Source organism: Labilibaculum sp. DW002 (assembly GCF_029029525.1).
GTDB lineage: Bacteria > Bacteroidota > Bacteroidia > Bacteroidales > Marinifilaceae > Paralabilibaculum > Paralabilibaculum antarcticum.
Map to the genome: position 1 here is coordinate 2,804,559 of NZ_JAKJSC010000001.1, position 22,215 is coordinate 2,826,773.

The 22,215-nt window shown below is 34.3% G+C and carries 21 protein-coding genes; 14 read left to right on the forward strand and 7 right to left on the reverse strand.

The window, feature by feature from the left end:
• Positions 1-95 precede the first annotated feature (95 nt).
• Together L3049_RS11125 and L3049_RS11130 are read right to left on the reverse strand one after the other, a co-directional pair.
• Positions 96-1,310 carry a hypothetical protein gene (locus L3049_RS11125; protein WP_275109880.1) on the reverse strand — a complete coding sequence of 405 codons (1,215 nt, stop codon included), beginning with the start codon at positions 1,308-1,310 and terminating at the stop codon, positions 96-98.
• 33 nt (positions 1,311-1,343) lie between these two features.
• Complete coding sequence (locus tag L3049_RS11130) at positions 1,344-3,893, reverse strand: TonB-dependent receptor (protein WP_275109881.1); 2,550 nt, start codon at positions 3,891-3,893, stop codon at positions 1,344-1,346.
• A gap of 756 nt (positions 3,894-4,649) precedes the next feature.
• On the opposite strand from L3049_RS11130, the gene typA reads away from it, so the two are divergent.
• Positions 4,650-6,449, forward strand: coding sequence for a translational GTPase TypA (typA, locus tag L3049_RS11135; RefSeq protein ID WP_275109882.1), 1,800 nt, complete (start codon positions 4,650-4,652; stop codon positions 6,447-6,449).
• Positions 6,450-6,582: 133 nt separating this feature from the next.
• Here typA and L3049_RS11140 read toward each other — a convergent pair whose 3' ends face one another.
• A complete protein-coding gene (locus tag L3049_RS11140) occupies positions 6,583-6,807 on the reverse strand; it encodes a ferredoxin (protein ID WP_275109883.1) in 225 nt (74 codons plus the stop codon).
• Between the two features lie 217 nt (positions 6,808-7,024).
• Here L3049_RS11140 and L3049_RS11145 point away from each other — a divergent pair, with 217 nt between their 5' ends.
• From L3049_RS11145 to L3049_RS11175, 7 genes are all read left to right on the forward strand, one after another.
• A complete protein-coding gene (locus L3049_RS11145) occupies positions 7,025-7,453 on the forward strand; it encodes a hypothetical protein (protein ID WP_275109884.1) in 429 nt (142 codons plus the stop codon).
• A 12-nt stretch (positions 7,454-7,465) separates the two neighbouring features.
• Positions 7,466-7,789 (forward strand): PadR family transcriptional regulator, encoded by a 324-nt coding sequence (locus tag L3049_RS11150; protein ID WP_275109885.1) that lies wholly within the window; start codon positions 7,466-7,468, stop codon positions 7,787-7,789.
• A 21-nt stretch (positions 7,790-7,810) separates the two neighbouring features.
• Positions 7,811-8,479: a PspC domain-containing protein gene (locus tag L3049_RS11155; protein WP_275109886.1), complete on the forward strand. Its 669-nt coding sequence runs from the start codon at positions 7,811-7,813 to the stop codon at positions 8,477-8,479.
• Positions 8,480-8,508: 29 nt separating this feature from the next.
• Positions 8,509-9,399, forward strand: a complete 891-nt coding sequence (locus tag L3049_RS11160) for a hypothetical protein (protein ID WP_425440815.1) — start codon at positions 8,509-8,511, stop codon at positions 9,397-9,399.
• Positions 9,400-9,483: 84 nt separating this feature from the next.
• Positions 9,484-9,990 (forward strand): DUF4252 domain-containing protein, encoded by a 507-nt coding sequence (locus tag L3049_RS11165; protein ID WP_275109888.1) that lies wholly within the window; start codon positions 9,484-9,486, stop codon positions 9,988-9,990.
• A gap of 27 nt (positions 9,991-10,017) precedes the next feature.
• Positions 10,018-10,215, forward strand: coding sequence for a PspC domain-containing protein (locus L3049_RS11170; RefSeq protein ID WP_275109889.1), 198 nt, complete (start codon positions 10,018-10,020; stop codon positions 10,213-10,215).
• A 272-nt stretch (positions 10,216-10,487) separates the two neighbouring features.
• Complete coding sequence (locus L3049_RS11175; protein ID WP_275109890.1) at positions 10,488-11,615, forward strand: hypothetical protein; 1,128 nt, start codon at positions 10,488-10,490, stop codon at positions 11,613-11,615.
• Here the strand turns inward: L3049_RS11175 and L3049_RS11180 are convergent.
• On the reverse strand, positions 11,612-12,136 hold the full coding sequence (locus L3049_RS11180) for a DNA-3-methyladenine glycosylase (RefSeq protein WP_275109891.1): 525 nt from the start codon (positions 12,134-12,136) through the stop codon (positions 11,612-11,614). The genes L3049_RS11175 and L3049_RS11180 overlap by 4 nt on opposite strands.
• 396 nt (positions 12,137-12,532) lie before the next feature.
• On the opposite strand from L3049_RS11180, the gene rplM reads away from it, so the two are divergent.
• The 6 genes from rplM to frr all read left to right on the forward strand — a co-directional run bounded on the left by rplM (position 12,533) and on the right by frr (position 16,729).
• A complete protein-coding gene (rplM, locus tag L3049_RS11185) occupies positions 12,533-12,988 on the forward strand; it encodes a 50S ribosomal protein L13 (protein ID WP_275109892.1) in 456 nt (151 codons plus the stop codon).
• Positions 12,989-12,993: 5 nt separating this feature from the next.
• Entirely contained in the window at positions 12,994-13,380 is a 387-nt protein-coding gene (rpsI, locus tag L3049_RS11190) for a 30S ribosomal protein S9 (protein WP_275109893.1), read from the forward strand.
• A 114-nt stretch (positions 13,381-13,494) separates the two neighbouring features.
• Complete coding sequence (rpsB, locus tag L3049_RS11195) at positions 13,495-14,370, forward strand: 30S ribosomal protein S2 (protein ID WP_275109894.1); 876 nt, start codon at positions 13,495-13,497, stop codon at positions 14,368-14,370.
• Between the two features lie 26 nt (positions 14,371-14,396).
• On the forward strand, positions 14,397-15,221 hold the full coding sequence (tsf, locus tag L3049_RS11200; protein WP_275109895.1) for a translation elongation factor Ts: 825 nt from the start codon (positions 14,397-14,399) through the stop codon (positions 15,219-15,221).
• Positions 15,222-15,321: 100 nt separating this feature from the next.
• Positions 15,322-16,032: a UMP kinase gene (pyrH, locus tag L3049_RS11205; RefSeq protein ID WP_275109896.1), complete on the forward strand. Its 711-nt coding sequence runs from the start codon at positions 15,322-15,324 to the stop codon at positions 16,030-16,032.
• A gap of 133 nt (positions 16,033-16,165) precedes the next feature.
• Positions 16,166-16,729, forward strand: coding sequence for a ribosome recycling factor (frr, locus tag L3049_RS11210; RefSeq protein ID WP_275109897.1), 564 nt, complete (start codon positions 16,166-16,168; stop codon positions 16,727-16,729).
• A 106-nt stretch (positions 16,730-16,835) separates the two neighbouring features.
• Here frr and L3049_RS11215 read toward each other — a convergent pair whose 3' ends face one another.
• From L3049_RS11215 to L3049_RS11225, 3 genes are all read right to left on the reverse strand, one after another.
• Positions 16,836-18,119, reverse strand: coding sequence for a M56 family metallopeptidase (locus tag L3049_RS11215; RefSeq protein ID WP_275109898.1), 1,284 nt, complete (start codon positions 18,117-18,119; stop codon positions 16,836-16,838).
• A gap of 3 nt (positions 18,120-18,122) precedes the next feature.
• Positions 18,123-18,497, reverse strand: coding sequence for a BlaI/MecI/CopY family transcriptional regulator (locus L3049_RS11220; RefSeq protein WP_275109899.1), 375 nt, complete (start codon positions 18,495-18,497; stop codon positions 18,123-18,125).
• Between the two features lie 314 nt (positions 18,498-18,811).
• Positions 18,812-22,153, reverse strand: a complete 3,342-nt coding sequence (locus L3049_RS11225) for a sensor histidine kinase (protein WP_275109900.1) — start codon at positions 22,151-22,153, stop codon at positions 18,812-18,814.
• Positions 22,154-22,215: the final 62 nt, after the last annotated feature.

A 22,215-nucleotide genomic window follows, 5' to 3' on the forward strand; every position in this document is an offset into this window, starting at 1 on the left:
AAGAAACAAGTACGATATCACCATTTCTATATAACAGCATAAAAAAAGCCCGAATCCTATGGATTCGGGCCTATAATAAAGATAAATATATCTTCTTAATTGTCTTCTACAGCTTCTAATTTCATTGTGGCAGTACCGTTAGCACCGTCATAAATATCATAAGTCACTTCGTAAACATTACCAACAACCAATTCAAAATTAGCTTTTAGAATCATTGTAAGCTTGGCAATAACAACAGCCTCATCAGCTTCTCCTTTACCATCTCTCACGTCAAAGTTTTTGTAATTTCCATTACCAACTAAAGCGTAATCAGCATCTACCAAAGTATATTGCTCAGTAGCAGCTTTTTCAGATTTGATAAATTTAATTGGTGGTACAAATACCCATGCTTTATCTTTAAATGCAACTAAAGCAGAAGCATCTATCGTACTTGAATATTCAACCCAAACACCATCAGTAAGAGTATACTCTTTCATCTTAGTTTCGGTAGAACCTGAATAGTACTTGTAAACTGTAGCAATTTTATCACCATCCAAGGCAAATGGGAACTTAACCCCAAGGAAATTTGGTAAATAATCTTCAGGAGCATCAGAGCTAGAGAAGTTGTTATATTTACCAGGAGCTCCCATTAAATCATAATCAGCAGCAACTAATTCATAAATATCAACACCACTTGGAGCATCTGGTGCAGCCTTATCAGACTCAGTCCAAACAGAACCATCAAATGTCCAAAATTCAGTAACATCATTTTTGTCACCAGAATCATAATACACATAGGTTATCGCTCTCTCATCACCTTCTACAGCATCAGGATACTTTCCTAATAAAAAACCAGCAAGAACTGTTGGGATATCAACTTTATAATCAAAGTTCTTATATTGTCCATATCCTAATGCCTCGTAATCCGCATCTTTTAATTCGTATGATTCAATACCTGCCAACTCTTCTAGAAAATCAAGATAATCTCCAATATAAGAAAGACTTCCTCTGTAAAAATTATAAATTACGGTATATTCAATACCAGCCTCACCATACAACTTCTTGTTGGTTAAGATATCTGCTAAATTATCTGCCGCAGTAGCGTACTTCGAGAAATTCTTGTATTTCGCAACATCTTCATTCGAAGATAGAGCAAAATCAGCTTCTGTTAGCTCGTAACCATTAGTGATAAGGGTTTTGTCTGAGAAAAATTTCTGATCAGCTAACTCATCAGCATTTGCTTTGTCAACTTCGTCATACACATCCTCCATTGGATCACAAGAAGTGAACAACAATGCAAAAATGGATGCCATATATAATATTTTTTTCATCTGTCTATCTTTTTTTATTAAACAAAAGCGTGATTAAAATTTAACTTTTAAACCTGCAGACCAAGTTCTTCCAAACCCGTAATAAACCAAAGCTTCATTTGATGTGTGATAATCACCATCTTGAGCTTTAGAAATATATTCTACATCAAATACATTGTAAGCATTTGCGTTTAAAGTAGAGCTAAGACCAGCAATTTCGAACTTGTAACGGAAACCTAAATCAATTAAGTTAACGTCTGGCATTTCCCATGAATCACCAATGTTGTCTGTTCTTGTTCTCTTTGTAGCATCAAAATCAGCATAGTGATTACCATAGTAATTGTAATCAAGAGCAACAGTTAACTTAGGCAATACTTCATAATCAACAGCAAAAGATCCAGTTAATTGTGCAGAGTTACCAACATGAACATCTTTCAAATAGGCAGTAAATTCACCAGTTAAATTTTGATCTTCATCAAAACTTGCAGCATTTACATCATTTTGATATGTCCAATCTCCGATAGAAATCATTCCTCGAACTGTTAACTTCTTAGAAGGCTTGTATTCTCCTTCAATCTCAATACCTTGGTGAAGTTGATTCAAACCAGCAATATTAACTGTCTCACCTTGAATACTCTTAACAAGACCTCTATCTTTCCAGTTTGTACGATATAAAGTTACTTTTCCTGTAAAATTGGAAGCTGTATAGCCATATCCAAGTTCAGCAGTAATGATTTTCTCATACTTTACATCTTCATTAACAGTATTTCCGTAGTTCAAGAAAACATTCGAAAAATAAGGAGTTCTCTGAACATATCCTCCATTCACAAAAACATTGTGGATTGAGTTAATTTTATAATTAAATCCTCCTTTAACATTCCAAGGAAGGAAATGTTCCCAATCAGTTTCCTGGCTTCCTGGAGCATATTGGAAATAATCAACACGCTTGTAAGATTTTCTTGAAGCAGCAGCTGAAATGAAAGCAGAATAATCATCTGTTACATATTCCGCCTGTCCAAAAAGACCTGTATATAAAACTTTACCATCATTGTGGTAAGAATACTTATCTCCTTTTTTTAACCACTTATCAGCGTCACGATTATCATTTGAATCATCCAAGAAGAATGCTCCACCTAATAAATCATCAACTTCTCTATAATGCTTACCTACATAGTAACGTGCATCTAAACCTGCAGTAAAAGTAAACTGCTTGTAGTTATGAGTTAAAGTAGAAATTAATCCAGTCCAAACGTGCTCATTAACAGAATTTCCAATAATTGCTTGAGATCCTAAAGCAGTATAAGTAGCATTTCTTGCTGCAACACCGTCAAAATCCAATAAGCCATCACCAGTTCTCATGATTTCTGCATCATCCTCGCCTGTTTTGTTATTAACACTTAACCAAGCCGATCCTTCACCAGAAACTCTTCTTCCTCCACCTGAACCGATTGAAGCATAGAATGAAGAAATTAATGAAGTTTCTTCATCGATATTCCAATAGTGATTCAACTGAGCCTGAGGTTTGTGGTAATAGTTGTAACCATATCCACCACCATACTGCTTGCCATCACGGATACCATAATCTGAATTGTATTTGAATTCATCTTTGTTATCTCTATACTGCTGAATAGTATGCTTGTTTCCACGTTGGTTGTGCCATTGTGGTGCACCAGTAATCATGAAAGATACAGTATGCTTTTCGTTTATCTTTTTAGATACACTAGCATAATAGTTCCAAGCATCAAATTCAGAACCTTTACTCCACATGTTACCATATGTATGAGAACCTAAAAGTGAAACAGCCCATCCATTATCCATTAAACCAGTAGATAAAGAGAAAACTTGCTTCTTATAACCATCATTTGCAATAGAAGACTTAACAGAACCACCTTTTTTTGCATCAGTTGATTTTGTTAGTACATTAATTGTACCACCAACAGAAGAAAGTCCAAGTTTTGAAGCTCCCAAACCACGCTGAATTTGCATAGTACGAGTCACATCAGAAAGTCCAGCCCAGTTAGACCAGTAAACTTTTCCGTTTTCCATATCATTAACAGGGATACCGTTAATCAATACTCCAACATTATTTGAATCAAAACCACGTACATAAACAGTAGCATCTCCAAATCCACCACCTTCTTTAGATGTATAGATAGATGGAGTAGATTTTAAAATTTCAGGGAACTCCTGAGATCCTAATTTGTTCTCTATTATATCCGAAGAAATAGTAGATACCGCGATAGGCGTTTGACGATCAGTAACAATCGAAGCCATAACGCTTACTTCTTTTAAACCTACAGCATCTGATTCCAATTTAATAGAACCTAAATCCTGCGCTCCGTTAATAGAAACCTCTTTTTCAAGAAATCCTACAAAACTTACAACTAACTTACTAGCTCCTTGAGGCAATTCAAGTACAAATGAGCCATCAAAACCTGTAACTGTTCCGGAAGTTGTTCCGGCAACAACGATAGATGCACCTGGTAAACTCTCACCAGTGCCACCATCTACGACCACACCCTTAACGGTGCTTTGAGCAATAGCTGCAACGGACAACATCATAACTGCTGCCATTAACAAAATACTTCTCATCATTTTTTTCATAAAAAGAATTGTTAGGTTAGTAATTGTGTGGCAAAATTGCCACAAAATCATCTTACATTTTTCCGAAGAAAAGGATCACAAAAATGGTTTGTTTTTAACTTTTTAACAAAAATTAAGCAAATTAATTTTCGTTGTTCGTCGTCTTTATTTAGCTATTCATCGAAAAAGTTCATTTTTCATCGGAAATTGGGACACATTTTCAACTTTTTACAAAATAAAAATCAGTGCAAACGAATTTAATCAATTAAAAAATGGACACGGAAGGTAATATTATTCTTTTGAAATCCATAATGATAAAACCAACCAAAAACTTAGTTTGAAAATATGATTTACACTCTGACAAACAATTCATTATTGACACTCTAGAATTGACAAGGATTATAAAGTTTCTTAAACTTCTAACACTTATTACTTATTTTAATTCTAAATTAGAATAATGTTTCATTTTTGATACCGACACAAAGAAAGCCATTCACGTCAAAACACTTGTTAATTTAACATTATCAAAATGGTAAAAAGGATCATTTTTTATAAAAAAAAAATTAATCCACTTGAAAAGACTATTTCACAAAAATAAAGCGTACTTTTGCAGCCGCATTTTGAGTAGCGCAATCGATTCACTCACAACATATTTCAACAATATGAGGGGAGCAATGCAAACTCAAGCAACATTAACATAGGAATAAGGAAAGAGTAAGTTTATCCACAATTACAAGCTTTTAGAGGATAAAAATTCTCCAATATAAAAAATTCGAGATGAGAAAACTAAGAAACATTGCCATTATCGCCCACGTAGACCATGGGAAAACAACATTGGTTGATAAAATGATAATGCATAGCGACATTTTCAGAAAGAATGAAACTCCAGGTGAGTTAATTCTAGACAACAACGATTTGGAGCGTGAAAGAGGCATTACAATTCTATCGAAAAACGTTTCTTTAGAATATAAAGGTGTTAAAATTAATATTATTGACACACCTGGTCACTCCGACTTTGGTGGTGAGGTAGAGCGTGTGTTAAACATGGCTGATGGCGTGCTTCTTCTAGTAGATGCCTTTGAAGGAACTATGCCTCAAACGCGTTTTGTATTGCAAAAAGCATTGAATTTAGGTCTTAAACCTGTTGTTGTTGTCAATAAGGTTGACAAACCTAATTGTCGTCCTGAAGAAGTACAAGAACAAGTGTTTGACTTGATGTTTAACCTTGAAGCGACTGAAGAACAACTTGATTTCCCAACTATTTATGGTTCGGCTAAACAAGGCTGGATGTCAACTGACTGGCAAAAACCAACTACAGATATCACAGCTATTCTTGATGCGGTAATCGAATTTATTCCTGAACCAAAAATGCTGGAAGGAACACCTCAAATGTTGATCACATCCTTAGATTTCTCCGCATATGTTGGTCGTATTGCTGTAGGTCGTGTTCACCGTGGCGAACTAAGAGAAGGTATGGATGTGAATTTGGTTAAGCCTGATGGTAGTATCAAAAAACAACGAATTAAAGAACTACATGTCTTTACAGGTCTTGGTAAAGAAAGAGTACAGTCTGTATCTTCAGGTGAACTTTGTGCCTTAGTAGGTATCGAAGGTTTTGATATTGGAGATTCAATTTGTGATCTTGAGGAACCAGAAGCACTAGATCCTATCGCAATTGATGAACCAACAATGAGTATGTTATTTACGATTAATAACTCTCCTTTTTACGGACAGGATGGTAAATATGTAACTTCTCGTCACTTAATAGATCGATTAAATAAAGAATTGGAGAAAAACCTTGCTCTTAGAGTTGAGGCTACTGATTCAGCTGATTCTTATAACGTATTCGGACGTGGTGTACTTCACTTGTCTGTATTGATTGAAACCATGCGTCGTGAAGGTTACGAATTACAGGTTGGTCAACCTCAGGTTATTATCAAAAACATTGGTGGTGAGAAATGCGAGCCTATCGAACTTCTATTCATCGATCTTCCGGAAGAAGTATCAGGTAAAGCCATTGAGTTGGTAACTCAGCGTAAAGGTGAGATGTTGACTATGGAACGTAAGAATGACCGTATTCATCTTGAATTCCAAATTCCATCACGTGGTATTATTGGATTAAGAAACCAGATCTTGACCGCTACTGCTGGTGAAGCTGTGATGTCACATCGTTTCCACGAATACATGCCACATAAAGGAGATATTCCTGGACGTATTAACGGTTCATTAATTGCTATGGAAACTGGTCTTACTTTTGCTTATGCATTAAATAAACTTCAGGATAGAGGAACCTTCTTTGTTGCTCCAACAACTGAAATTTACGAAGGACAGGTTATTGGTGAAAATAACCGTGCTGGAGACTTGGTACTAAATGTAACTAAGACCAAAAAATTAACTAACATGCGTACTTCAGGTACTGATGATAAGGTAAGATTAGCTCCTCCAATTATTCACTCTCTTGAGGAAGCTTTGGAGTATATTCAAAGTGATGAGTATGTTGAGGTAACACCTAATAACATTCGCTTAAGAAAAGTCATGTTGAAAGAAACGGATCGTAAAAGAGCTGGTAAAGCATAGTAAAGACTACTAATGTGATTGCAAACAGATCACATTACCAATTTATAGAAAAGAGCGATAATCCAAATGGTTGTCGCTCTTTTTATTTTAAAACAAATGAAGTGAAATTTTACTCTATTGATAATTAAGCAACTTATAACTCAACACGAATACAATTACTTGGACATATTTCTGCAGATTTTTCATTTTTAGCAATCTCATCCTCGAAAATTTCCAACACAAAAGTTCCGTTTCGAATTTCTGCCCCAATTAAATCACAACGCCCATCTTCACTATTCATACTCCAAAACTCAGGAGCTATTTCTACACAATAAGCACATCCAATACACCTACTTCTTACCTGCAACACTCTTGCCATTAGGATTTATTTTTACAAAAAATCATGAATTTCTAACAAAGATCAAAAGTAATATAAAATTATTTGAAATTTTTATCATTGATTTTCAGTCAGTTAATGCGCATGTGTGAATATTTACAGTACTATGCTTTGCATATTACCTTTTTTTGTACGTATATTTGTATAACAAGCTTGCGTGTATGCAATAGTATTATTGAAATAAAAAAAACACCCAATCATGAAAACAAATAGTTGTTCACTTTGGAAGCTCAGTATAATTATAATTGTTTTATTCTCCTGTTCGACAGAAGTTAATGCTCAATTCGCATCCATTGCCACGAAGCAAATAAAAGTTCTTTCTCCAATTATGAAGATTGCAACAGAAACAATTTATGGTGGGAACTCTGAAATGCCAAGACTAGATTTGAATTCAGAGAGAGAAAAAAGTTACATCAGCTCTAGTTTGTTCTTATTTAAAGAAAACATACAGCTATGCAAAGATATTATTACCGGAAAAAATGATAGCCTATGTACAACAAAACAAAAATCAGAAATCCCTAAGCAAATTAAAGCAGACACAACTGATATTATTAAGGAACCAAAAAGAATCCTTAAGAAGAGAAAAAGCTTTTGGAATCATCCGGGAAATACAAAAACAAGAATTTAAAAAATATTCCAAATGAAGATAGAAAATACGAAAGCCCAGATGCGAAAAGGAGTGTTGGAATATTGTATTCTTTCCATACTTTCTAATAATGATGCTTATGCTTCAGATATTATTAAGAAGCTAAAAGAAGCAAAAATGATTGTTGTGGAAGGAACACTTTATCCTTTGCTGACCCGCTTAAAAAATGCCGAATTACTCAGTTATCGCTGGGAAGAATCGACTCAAGGACCGCCTCGTAAATACTATACCATTGCAGACTTAGGAAAAGAATTTCTTGGAGAATTAAATCATTCCTGGCAAGAATTAGTTGATGCCGTAAGTACAATCAATAAGTAAGACCCTTAAACCGATATACAAATGAAAAAGACATTCACAATAAATATAAGTGGTAGCATCTTTCATATTGACGAAGATGCATACGAAAAACTCCAGGTCTATTTGAGAAGTATAAATGCTCATTATGGTGCTAGTGAAGAAGGTCGTGAGATCATAGTAGATATTGAAGCTCGTATTTCTGAAATTTTCAATGAAAAATTGAGCTCAAAAGATCAGGTAGTGAACACCGAAATGGTTGAAGAAACAATCACCATTATGGGAAAACCTGAAGAGATTTTTGCTACCGATGAAGAAAATGCTGAAAGAGAAGACGAAAATACTGAATCAGCACCTACATCTAATGGCAAAAGAAAACGCAGGCTATACAGAGATCCGGATCACCGGGTATTTGGTGGTGTTGCTAGTGGAATTTCGGCTTACTTCGGAATCGATGTTGTTGTAATTCGATTGATATTTGTACTGTTGTTTTTCTTCGGTTATGGGTTCTCTTTTCTACTATATATCATCCTTTGGATCGTAGTTCCTAAAGCAACAACAACGGCTCAAAAGCTTGAAATGAAGGGTGAGCGGGTGAATATATCCAATATTGAAAAATCGATAAAGGACGAATATGAAGAAGTGAAAAAGAAAGTTTTGAAAAAATTCGTGACAAAAATGAACCTCATGTTCGTGACGGCTTTGATCGAGTAATTGATTTTCTTGGAACAGCATTACGGCTCATTCTTAAAGTCGTAATTATACTATTGGGTATAGGATTTGTATTTGCTGGATTTGTAACACTTCTTAGCTTTATTGGTTCAATGATTTTTGCCAATAGCTTTTTTGGTCCATTCTCAGATTTTGATTTCCCTGGATCATCATTCCCTCATCTATTTCTTGACGGAACAAGCATTACACTATTCACGATTGGAATTATAATTATCATTGGAATTCCGCTTTTGCTTCTAATTTTTGCGGGCTTAAAACTTCTATTCAATTTTAAAACCAACAATAAAATAATAGGCTTTTCGGCACTTGCTGCGTGGTTACTTGGAATCATCCTTGTTATCAGCTTAAGTTTTTCTCAAGTAAAGGGATATATGCATAGCAGCACTCGTCATTCAGAGAATCATGAAGTAAAAACTTTTGCTAACGATACGCTCTATCTTAAATCGACAGATAATGTGGACTTTGACTATCACGACGGCCATCTTAGCCTCGATCAAATTAAGGTTATTACAAAAAATGATCATGAAATAATGATTGGGAAACCAACTTTAGACATCGAGAAAAGCCACACTAATAAATTTGAGATTAAGCTTCGAAAAAAATCAAGAGGCAAATCACCCGATAGAGCAATAGATAATGCAGAACATATTGAATACAAATGGACTCAAAATGATTCCCTGATTACATTCAATCAATTCTTTACGCTTCCTCTTGAATCTAAGTGGAGAAATCAGAAACTTCACATTACGATTAAAGTACCAGAAGGAAAGGTAATTTACCTAGATGATTCTATGGGTAAAATTATTCATGACATCGAAAACACATCAGATACATGGGATTACGATATGTTAGACCTTAAGTGGATCATGGAAAAAGATGGATTAAGCTTACTTGAAAATTAAAATCAATAACGTTCTTGCATTGCACTGGCTCCTTTTTCAATACACAACTTGTCGGTGTGTGCAAGAATCTTAAAATAATTAATCATGAAAAAAATAGTTCTTATTATAGCGGTAATTGCATTACCATTTTTGCTTCAAGCACAAACAAAAGGCGAAAGTTTACATGCTAAATATTCTAACATTGACGGATTTAACAGCTTTAGTTTTGCTGGTAGTTTTCTTAAAAATTTAGATTTTGACGTAGATGAAGATGAATTAGAAAAAAACATCACAGGAGACTGTAAAAACATTAAATTCCTATCATACAAACACGTGACAGGAACAGAAACAAAATTTAAAAACATTGTATCATCGCAATTAACAAAAGGGAACTCTTACAAAGAAGTACTAACAGACCGCGACGATGATGACAATTCCGACGATGTTCATTTTTACGCCAAAGCCAATGGCAAAAAGAAGTTTAGCGAATTCCACGTATTGCATCACAACGAAAACAGAACATCATTAGTATCCTTTTTCGGTGATTTTAAAGTTGATGAGTTAAAAACCTTATCACACTTTACTTTTGATGATGACGAAGATGAAAATTAATTGAAAAAATAACTAAAAAGAAGAAATATGAAACGCTTAGTAAAATCTGAGGAGAAGAAAATAGCAGGAGTGTGCGGAGGTATTTCTCAATACATTAATCCTGAACTCGACCCAATAATTATTCGTGCAGCATGGTTAATTCTCACTTTATTTAATCCACTAATGCTTCTTGCTTATTTTATTTTAGCGTTAGTATTGCCAGATACCAAATACAAAACAGTGTAACTGTTTTTATCTAAATATTACCTCATACTATTTGTTTAGTATAATTTGAATGCAGGCTTTGGCTAAATTTGGTTTAGAAAGTATTTAGTCTTTTTCATCAATCTGTAACCAAAGCATTCAAAAAAGTTAAGGTTTCTTCTCTAAACGGGAAGAAACCTTTTATTTTATTCACAATTCAATCAATTGTTTATACAACATTTCATATTTTTAGGAACTGTTAACAAAATACAAATTTGATTTGTTTTACTTTTGTGCGGCCTAAATAGAATACAATGAAAAAAATCTCTACTCTTATATTACTCTTGACGATCACATTTCAAGTGATAACAGCTCAAACAATAAGTCCATTCAATCACTTTAAGGATTTCAATCCTCAAGACAGTAGTAAATTATTCTTTCGTTTTGAGAATTTGAATTTTGTAAAAAACAATGAATACAATGGTGAACACTTAAACGGAACGACTTGGGTCGGATATTTGGCTACACCTAAGCTGGTTTATTACCCTAGTAAAAATTTTAGAATTGAAGCAGGAGCTAGACTACAAAAATATTCTGGCCGTGAAAATTTCACAGAATCGGAACCTATATTTTCAGCAATTTACAAAGCTTCAGATAAAGTAAACTTTATTCTTGGTAGCTTAAATCAAGACAACAACCACAATTTATCGGAACCAATGTTTGAACCAGAACGTTATTTTACTGATACTGGCGAAAACGGCTTTCAGCTACAATACAAATCAAGCAAATTAGAATTCGACACATGGATCAACTGGGAACAGTTTATCCTTGAGAATGATCCTTTTCAGGAAAAATTCACCTTCGGCTTAACTGGTCGTTGGAAATTAAATTCAAATGCCGCTAATAATATCTTATCCGTACCAGTGGAAATCATGTTTGCTCATCGTGGTGGTGAAATTGATAGCTCTGACGGATCAGTACAAACCATTGGGAATTTTGCCTCAGGTTTGGAGTTCGTTCGTAAAATTGAAAACTCCAAAATAAAATCATGGAGCTTTAAAACAATGGCATACTATTTCTCTGATAATTCATCCCAGAAGGAATTTACCTACGACAGAGGACATGGTTTCTATCCACAGCTTAGTATTCACACTAAAAAATCTCGTCTTAGTTTAGGCTATTGGAATGCCTACAAATTTGCTTCTTCAAGAGGATCAGAATTATTTACAACAAAAGTAATCTCAAGTGAAAACTACGCAGAAACAAGAAAAGAACTAGCTACCCTTAACTATTATTACGAGCATAAAGTAGCCAAAGGAATCCACATCGGTGGCAAATTAGATGTTTACTATGACCTAGCCAAGTCTGTTGAAAATTTTGCCACATCAATCTATTTAAGAATAAACGGAGATTTCTTTTTGAGAAATCTTAAGTGGAACTAATCCTTGATTCTATATCGGTAAGCTTTATTTTTCCATGTATCGCCAGCGTAATCAATATTTATTCTGCCGTGTTTGGTATAATTGTATCGTCTACCATCATGTTCAATCCATATTCTGTCTGATTGCTCCAGGTCTTCGCCATAAAAACTTTTATCCAGTCTTAACTTTCGTCCTAACTTACCCGGCCCATCAATATTTTCAACTGCCCGAACCAATATGGCCTGAGGATTTTCTTCTGGTCCACAAACAATATTAAACATCCAATACATTCCATATATAAGGTATACATACACCAAACCACCTTTTAGATACATTACTTCGGTTCGTTTGGTTCTTCCTTTAGCAGCATGACAAGCCAAATCCTCTTCACCGACATACATTTCAATTTCGGTGATTCGAAAAGACTCCATCTCTCCATTTTCAAATTTTCTTACAATAAGTTTCCCTATTAGCTGGTCGGCAGCTAGCCTAACATCTCGCTGGAAAAATGATCTTTTTAAACGCTGCTTCAAAACAATCATAATTTAGTATAAACAAATGTAAACAATCCTTACTAACTGCATATCAAATCATCCAAATAGAAATCTTTGTAAAAAAATGATTGAAAATGAGCTTTAAAATAAATTTATTTCCTACTTTTGCAGAGAAATTGTGACGATGGGCTTACATGTGAGGACTCCCTACCCCAACAACTTGATTCTACTACCCTTAGCAAGTAAAGGATTCATTATTGGGAAATATATCAATTTGATTTTTTGACTGACTTTACCTACTCCACTTTACCCCGATTATCCACACAGGGTTTAAGTTATTCATAAATAAATTGTTGAAAAATTGGTGTATTTATTGGAAACAGATACTTTTGCAGGCCAAATTGAATAATTGTATTGAAGTATTAATTATTAAAACTTTATAAAGTGGATACATTAAGTTACAAAACAGTTTCTGCCAATAAAGCAACCGTTTCTAAAGAGTGGGTTGTTATTGATGCAGAAAACGAAGTGTTGGGACGTCTTGCTTCTAAGGTAGCATTGTTACTAAGAGGTAAGTTGAAGCCAAACTACACTCCTCATGTTGATTGTGGAGATAACGTGATTATTATCAATGCTGAGAAAATCCGTTTGACAGGTAAGAAAATGACTGATAAGCAGTATGTTCGTTACACTGGATACCCAGGGGGACAGCGTTTTGCAAATCCGGAGATTGTTCTTGCTAAACACCCAGAGAGAGTGGTTGAGATGGCTGTTAAAGGTATGCTTCCTAAGAATCGTTTAGGTAGTCAACTTTACAGAAACCTTAACGTTTATGTAGGTCCTGAGCACAAGCACGAAGCTCAGCAGCCTAAGAAATTAGATTTAAACACTATTAAATAATAGGTATGGAAGTTATTAATGCTATTGGACGTAGAAAAGCAGCAGTTGCTCGTGTATACGTTAGCGAAGGTAAAGGTCAGATTACCATCAATAAAAAAGAGCTTAAAGAGTACTTTACTACCGGGACTCTTCAGTATGTTGTACTACAGCCATTAAACCTTCTTGAGGTTGCTGATAAGTATGATATCAAGGTTAACCTTGATGGAGGTGGAGTTACAGGTCAAGCAGAAGCACTTCGTTTGGCTATCTCTAGAGCTCTAGTTAAAATCGATGCTGAATCTAAATCAGCTTTAAGAGTAGCTGGATTCATGACACGTGATCCTCGTGAGGTTGAGCGTAAGAAACCAGGTCAACCAAAAGCTCGTAAGAAATTTCAATTTAGCAAGCGTTAATATTTTTGTGGCAGGTTTAGTATCAAAATTGTTAAGACTTCTATCAGTTTTCAACTATAGGACTACCTAGCAATTGCCATTAAGATGAATGTAAACAATTTTAAAAAAAACAAAATGTCTAATACTACATTTGAAGAATTATTAGAAGCAGGTTGTCACTTTGGTCACTTGACCAGAAAATGGAATCCAAAAATGGCTCCGTATATTTTTATGGAACGTAACGGTATTCACATTATCGACTTGCACAAAACCGCCGTTAAAGTAGACGATGCTGCTGCAGCATTGAAACAAATTGCAAAATCAGGAAGAAAGATTTTATTCGTTGCTACTAAGAAACAAGCTAAAGGTATTGTTTCTGAAAAAGTAAACAACGTTAACATGCCATATGTAACTGAGCGTTGGCCAGGTGGAATGTTAACAAACTTCCCTACTATCAGAAAGGCAGTGAAAAAGATGTCAACTATTGACAAAATGGACGCTGATGGTACTTTGAACCACCTTTCAAAAAGAGAAAGACTACAAGTATCTCGTCAGAGAGCTAAGTTAGAGAAAAACTTAGGTAGCATTGCTGATCTGACCAGATTGCCAGCAGCTTTGTTTGTAGTTGACGTAATGAAAGAATATATCGCTGTTAAAGAAGCTAACCGTTTGGGAATTCCTGTATTTGCTATGGTAGATACAAATTCAAGCCCGGAAGGTGTGGAATTTGTTATTCCAGCTAATGACGATGCTTCTAATTCAATCTCTATTATTTTAGACAAAGTTACCGGAGCAATTCAGGAAGGTTTATCTGAAAGAAAGAACGAGAAAGAAAAAGAAGCAGCTGATAAGAAATCAGCTAAGGCTAAAAAAGCTAAAAAGGAAGAAGCTCCTAAAGCAGCAGCACCAAAAGCAGCAGCAGTAGAAGCTAAGCCTGAAGCAGTTGAGGCTAAGGCTGAAGCAGCTCCAGCAGCACCAGCTACTGAAGAAGTAAAAAAAGATAAGGAGTAATAATTAACTTTAAAATTTCTATTGAGATGTCTATAAAAGCAGCAGATGTAGCCAAATTGCGTAAAGCAATGGGCGCAGGAATGATGGATTGTAAAAATGCTCTTGTTGAAGCCGAAGGTGACTTTGACAAAGCTGTTGAGATAATCCGTAAAAAAGGAATGGCTATTGCTAACAAACGTGCTGACAGAGAAGCTACTGAAGGTGTTGTTTTAGCAAAAGTTTCTGAAAACGGAAAACTAGGTGCAATGATTAGCCTAAATTGTGAAACAGACTTCGTTGCTAAGAACGATAGTTTTGTTGCATTTGCAGGTAAAATCCTTGACGTAGCTATCGCAAACAATCCAGCTGATCTTGAAGCTTTGAAAGCTATGGATCTAGAAGGAAGAAAAATTGAAGAGCACGTTACTGAACAAACTGGTGTAATCGGTGAAAAAATCGATTTAAGTTATTTCGGTAAAATTGAAGCAGAAGCTGCAGTTGCATATATCCACGCTGGAAACAAATTAGCTACGCTAATTGGTTTCAACAAAGAGGTTGATATACAAATGGGTCGTGATGTTGCTATGCAAGCAGCAGCTATGGCTCCTATTGCTGTCGATAAAGATGGTGTTGCAGAAGATGTTATTGCAAAAGAATTGGAGATTGGTAAAGAGAAAGCTCGCCTTGAAGGTAAGCCAGAAGCTATGCTTGACAAAATTGCTCAAGGTCGCTTAGGTAAATTCTTCAAAGAGACTACTTTATTGAACCAAGATTTTGTAAAAGATAACAAAATGAGCGTTAAGCAATATTTAGCAAGTGCTGATAAAGACTTAACAGCAACTTCAATGATGCGTTTCACTTTGAATGCTTAATACAATTATTATTACATATAAAAAGAGTTCCTTTTAGGGACTCTTTTTTTTTATCTTATCGTAGAATTTTCTCACCTTTGGGTATTAAAAAATTGAAATAATGGTTAAATATAAACGTGTCTTACTAAAACTTAGCGGAGAGTCGCTAATGGGAGAGCAACAATACGGTATCGATTCTCAAAGATTAAATGACTATGCAGAGCAGATTAAAGAAATTGTAGCCCAAGGGGTTCAAGTTGGTATTGTGATTGGCGGAGGAAATATTTTCCGTGGACTAAGTGGTGCTTCTAAAGGTTTTGATCGTGTTAAGGGGGACTCAATGGGAATGCTTGCTACTGTAATAAATAGTTTAGCACTAAACTCAGCACTTGAAGCTATTGGTTGTAAGTCCAGAGTACTTACTGCAATACGTATGGAGCCAATAGGAGAGTTCTATTCAAAGCAAAAGGCGGTTGACTATCTATCTGACGGATATGTGGCAATCTTCTCTGCAGGGACAGGAAATCCATATTTTACAACGGATACAGGTTCGTCTTTACGTGGTATTGAAATTGAGGCTGATGTGATGTTGAAGGGGACACGTGTTGACGGCGTGTATACAGCTGATCCTGAAAAAGATCCTACTGCGAAAAAGTATGATAAAATCAGTTTCGATGAAATTTATCACAAAGACTTGCGTGTTATGGATTTAACGGCCACGACTATGTGTAAAGAGAATAATTTACCAATCGTCGTTTTTGATATGGATACCAAAGGTAACTTGAAACAAGTAATTGAAGGTAAAAACATTGGAACATTAGTACACAACTAATCGTTCTTCATCTCTTTATGTGCTTGATCATTTTAGTTTAAATAAAAAAAAAACTATCTTTAATTGATTACAGATTTTTGTTATTTTTGTACACTATACATTGATCAATAAAACAAATTAAACTCTTTCTCCTATGAATGAAGAAGTTCAAATGTATCTAGAGGATGCAAAGGAAAAGATGGATGCAGCAATCGTGCATCTTGATGCAGAATTAGTGAAAGTTCGTGCAGGAAAAGCGAACGTAAATATGATCGCAGGCGTGTCTGTTGATTATTATGGAAGTATGGTTCCATTGACACAAGTTGCCAATGTGAGTGTTCCAGATCCTAGAACACTAGCAGTTCAGCCATGGGAAAGAGCTATGATCGTTCCTATCGAAAAGGCTATTATGAACTCTAATTTGGGTTTGAACCCAGATAATAATGGTGAGATTATTCGTATTAATATTCCAGCTCTAACTGAAGAACGTCGTAGCGATTTAGCAAAACAAGCTAAGGCGGAGTGTGAGAATGCTAAGGTAAGTGTTCGAAATGCACGTCGTGATACAATCGTTGAGCTTAAGAAATTAATTAAGGAAGGTTTATCTGAAGATGCTGAGAAAGATGCTGAAGCAGAAGTTCAATCTATGACTGATAATTTTGGTAGAAAAATTGATCAACTACTTGTTGAAAAAGAGAAAGATATTATGACAATATAATAGACAAAAAGCAGCCAAATGGCTGCTTTTTTTATGCTTCTAATTTTACACTTTATCTATAAAATAGATTTCTTTCCTTTTACAGATTTTGAATAAAGAAGTAGACCTATTGCAGTTTAAATTTAAGCTTAAACTCAAGCTCCTTCCCCATCCAATTTTTATCAGTAATACGTGGTAAAGATTTAAGAATGCGTTTGGTCTCTTTTTCGAGACTCTTGCGACCTTCCTGGACATTATTCTGAGTATTCTTAGAATCTTTTTTGGCAACAATTACTACCTCATCAATTTTCACTATATTTTCTCCTCTTTGCTGCACAATTTTTACACCTTTTACATTCCCATTTTTGTCAACTGTAGTCCTAGCAATTATATCTGCTTCTACATTGTTGTTACGAGCTACCAAAGGATACTTAACCGATCTGGCAATAAACTTTTGTAAATCCAAAGAGTTAGATATTGTCTTCTCAGACTTCTTTTCCAACTTTACATCTACCGCTTTATTAGGATTTGTAAAAGCCAACAGGCTAAACGCCAATATTGGCAATACAAGCAATCCCTTTAATCGATCAATTATTCTATTTTTATCTGATTTATTCATCATAATAATCCGTTTTTTAGTAAGACTTTTATTAAAATTATTAACTAACTGATTTTGTTTTTGGTTAGATAACAAATTGACTAATAAATATTGATAATCCTTTGGTTGTTCAATTTGCTTTATCACCGCGTTGTCAACACAAAATTCATGATTTTGGGCAATTAATTTTCGCGCCCACCAAGCAAAAGGATTCCACCATTGGAAAATTAATAAGCATTCTATTAACATCAAATCAATAGAGTGCCATCCGGCGCAATGAGCTTTTTCGTGCTCTAAAATAAGCGTACTGTCTTCCCTTTTTTTCAACTCCTCAGGAATAAAGATCGTTCTGAAAAAAGAGAAGGCTCCCATTTTCGAATCTGGTAAAATAGCCAATGAAAAACCTTTGTAGGATTTACATTCTACTTTCTTTTTTAGACTCATAATAGATGCATAGCCATATGCAAGCCGAATTAATAATACAAGGCTTATTAGACCATACAGCAAAATACAAAAAAACTCAAATGAAAAAGAAAAATGATTCATCATCGAAACTGGTACAGGATTCATTTCATTTCCCAAAACAAACGTATGTATGGGGACAATTCCACCTTCATTAGCGAATAACATCTTTTTCATCCACAAAGGCATGGCAAGTAATGGCACTATCCATGGTAAAATAAGGCTACCAATCAGCCACAGCCTATTTAATTTAAAAAAAACATCGTTTGATAATACAAGTACATATACAAGCACTGAAATCGCTAAAATACTTCCACTTTTTATCAGAAACTCTAGAAATTCTACTACCATAATTTACTTTTTATCATTTTTCTTTTCGATCAAATCAATAAGTTCCTTAAGGTCATCAACATCTAATTTCTCTTCGTTTAAGAAAAAAGAGACCACATTTTTATATGAAGAACCAAAATAATCATAAACAACATTTTTTATAAATAGTTTTCGGTATACTTCTTTAGTGATCACAGGATAATATTCATGAGTATTGCCATATGAATTGTGTGCCACATACCCTTTCTCTTCTAAGCCTCGAATAATTGTACTAAAAGTATTGTAATGAGGTTTAGGTTCAGGATGTTGTGTCATTAAATCTTTAACAAACCCTTTTCCCGCTTCCCACAATATTTTCATTACATCTTCTTCTCGTTTTGTTAATCGTTTTGTTATCATCACTTTGCCTTTTTATATACCATGAATAATGTTGACAAAACAAATATAACTAATTATTTCGTCACTGCAACTAAAAAATTAGTTAATCAACGAAAAAACCAGTTCCGGTAAATTAATTGAAGAAATTTTAAACGTGAATTATAGAATTTTTTTCGGAAAATTCTGAAGCAGAAGTTCTATATATGACTTATCATTAGATAGAATGAATCAACTATTTGTTGAGAAAGATATCCTCATAATACATCAGCTTATGAGGCATAAGAAAGCTCAGTGATTATTCACTGAGCCTAAAATTTTTTAAAATGATCTTATCGTTATTTTGCCAATGGTAATGAAAACATAAATGTACTGCCCTTTCCTTCTTCACTTAACACATTAAACTCACCATTCATTTTAGTAATAAAATCACGACAATTAAAAATACCTAAGCCTGTTCCCTTTTCTCCCATGGTTCCACTCTGAGATTCAATCATATTATCCACGAGTAACGATTCAATTTGACTCTTATTCATGCCAACACCATGATCTTTAATCATCACCCATACTTTATCCTCATCAGTCTTGGTAAAAATTTCAATTTTCCCATTAGCAGCACTAAATTTTATCGCATTCTGAATTAAATTTCGAAGAATGAAATCAAGCAACGAATAATCAGCCAGAACAGTAACATTAGGGATCTCACCAACCAATAATTTGATTTTCTTAGGATGCTTTTTAAATTGATTTATTACCAATCCAACTTGCTCCTTCAAATTCATGTTTTTGATTTTAGATTCATTTAGCTGATCATTTTCCCTGCGTCCCCAAATCAATAAATTCTCAAGAATAATGTAGGTATTGCTAGAAAGCTGTTTTAAATCTCCTAAAAGCCCTTTTCGTTCTTCTTCACTGTAATCCTTATAATCATCATACAAGATTGTTAAAAGCTGTTCAATCGTGCCAAAAGGGTTTCTTAAATCATGAGCAAGAATGGAGAAAAATCGATCCTTAGATTGAAGTAAATCTCTTAATTGTTCATTCGTTGAAAGCAATTCTTCTGTTTTTATTGCAACCGTTTTTTCCAAACGAAGATTAGCTCGTTTTAGATTCATCTGTTTGTAGTATACAATCATCCAAATAATAACAATCAGAATAATAAAAATGAAGAGCTTAAACCACAATGTTGCCCACCAAGGAGGCAAAATTTCTATCGTTAAACTGACTCCTTTTTCATTCCAAACACCAATACTATTTGCTGCCCGCACTCTAAACGTATACTCCCCATGTGGTAAGCCTGCATAACTTGCAAAATTTCTGTTTCCATCCTGATGCACCCATTCCTTATCGATGCCTTCTAATACATATTCATATTGATTTTTATGTGTTGCTGAGTAATCCAAACACGAAAATTCAAAAGACAATACATTCGATTTGTGGGTGAGTTCAATATGATCGGCATAAGAAATATCTGTACTTAGAATTTGTCTTCCGTAAAGGGTATCACCAACATTAATTTCTTTGTTAAAAATATCAAATCGCGTAATAGCAACTTTAGGCACTACTGTTTTCGAAGCAAGACTATCTGGATGAAAGGAAACCAAACCTCCATTGGTAGCGAAATAAATTTCCCCTTTTGGTGATTTTACGGCTTTTTTAAAAACCAATCCTCTAGTTCCATCTAATCTAAGAACAGTTCTTTTATTTGGATCTACTTTGGCTATTCCACTAATTCCAAATACCCACATGCAATTATTTGTTCCTTTAATTACACCGTTAATTTCTCCATGACTCAAACTTTCATCATAGTCAAAGGATTTCATTACAGATGTTGAATCGATAATTCTAAGTCCGAATTTGGACGCAAGCCATGTGTTCCCTTTTATATCCATGGCACCTGAATGAAAAATATTGTAATTCTTAATTCTTGGTATTGATTTAATTATTTTATAAGATCGATCAAGCACATTAATATCCTCCCAAGAACTAAATACCCAAATATTCTCGTTTGAATCCAGAACAATATCATTTACAAATTTATGATTCCCTATTTGGATAAATTTCTTCGTATTGGTATTGAATTCTATTAATCCCGTCATACTCGACATCCCGCACAAAATGATGCTATCATTTAGTCTTTTGAAACACTCAAAAGACTTCTTTTGAAGCGAATCAGCAGCAGAATAATCCTTTATAACATTCTTTATTATTTTACTTCGTTCATTAAACAAGTGTAATCCTCCTTCGTAAATACCCAAAAGAATTTCGTCCTTATTTAATCGGATTAAACAGCGAATCTCACTATCTTCATCCATCAACTTGTAATTGTTAACTTTTTCTGTTTTGATGTTGTATTTTGAAAATGATCCTTCGTGAAACCCCAACCAAATGAAATTGTCATCTTCTAGATACAGACCAGTTATATCATCATTAGGAAGTGATTTTTCGTTGCTTTCATCTGCTTTTAAGAAAGAAAAAGTACTTTCCTCTGTCATTTTGTTAATGCCACTTCCTAAAGTTGATATCCACAAAACACCAGCCTCATCGAAATATAGATTTCTTAAATGATTACTCGTAATACTATTTAATCTAGAATGATTCACTTTGAAATTCATAAAGGATGGCGAATCAGAGTTTAATTCGCTTGCATCTAACCTATACAAACCTTTATTGTAGGTAGCAATCCACATGTTTTTATGTGAATCCTCCACCATCGTAAAAATATTATTACACATTTGACTCTCTGCATTCTTCGTTTTTTCATGAAATCGAGTTATTTCATAGGTTTCTGGATTTATACGGTATAAGCCAAACATCCATGTTCCCAACCAAATATTCCCATTCTTATCTTCAAATAATGAAGCAGGAAATTTTCCAATTGAGTTCTCATTCTTTTCCTCATCAAATTTTAGTTTTTTTGAGATTTCTGGATAATCAAAGTATGGACCCGGTTCCATTTTATGCAGAGCACCATTCGCAACACCACCAAAATCTGTGGCAATCCAAACATTTCCCTTTTTGTCCTCTAGAACAGAAGAAATAGCATCGTCATTTAATTGCTTACCTAAGGTATTTTCATTTTTGTAGTGAAGTAACTCCAAATCATCAGTTTGGAAAATATATTCTTTTCTATTTTCATGAGTTAACCATGAAATTGTATTGTAGTTATCCTGATAGCGATACAAACCACTTCTTGATCCAATCCAAGCACCACCATTTTTTGAAGGCACGATACAGGTTACCCAATTGTAATTGTCAAATCCTGTTGGTTCTAAATTGTAAGGTTTAAAAGTGCCCTTTTCTGGATTAAAAATATTTAATCCATTCATTGTACCAACCAAATACTTATTATGGGAAAGCTCACATAAGGAGGTGACATAATTATCACTAATACTTAAACTATCTTTAGGGTCATGTCTATAGTGTTTGAACCTATGTCCATCGTATTTGTTTAAACCGCCTTCTGTACCAACCCAAATAAACCCTTTACTGTCTTGTTTTACAAATAATACATTGTTATTTCCAAGACCGTCTAATTCTGAAATGTGCTCGAATAAGTATGAATTATTTTTTTGGGCATAAGAACTTTTACCTTCGAAAATCAAAAGTAAAATTAGAATAAAACACAAGTGTAATAATTGTGTTAATAAAATTCGAATCCGAACTTTAAGGATATTCATGCACAAGTAATAAATTCAATAAAATGCTCTATTAAATTTATTACGAGTTCTACTTAATTTAG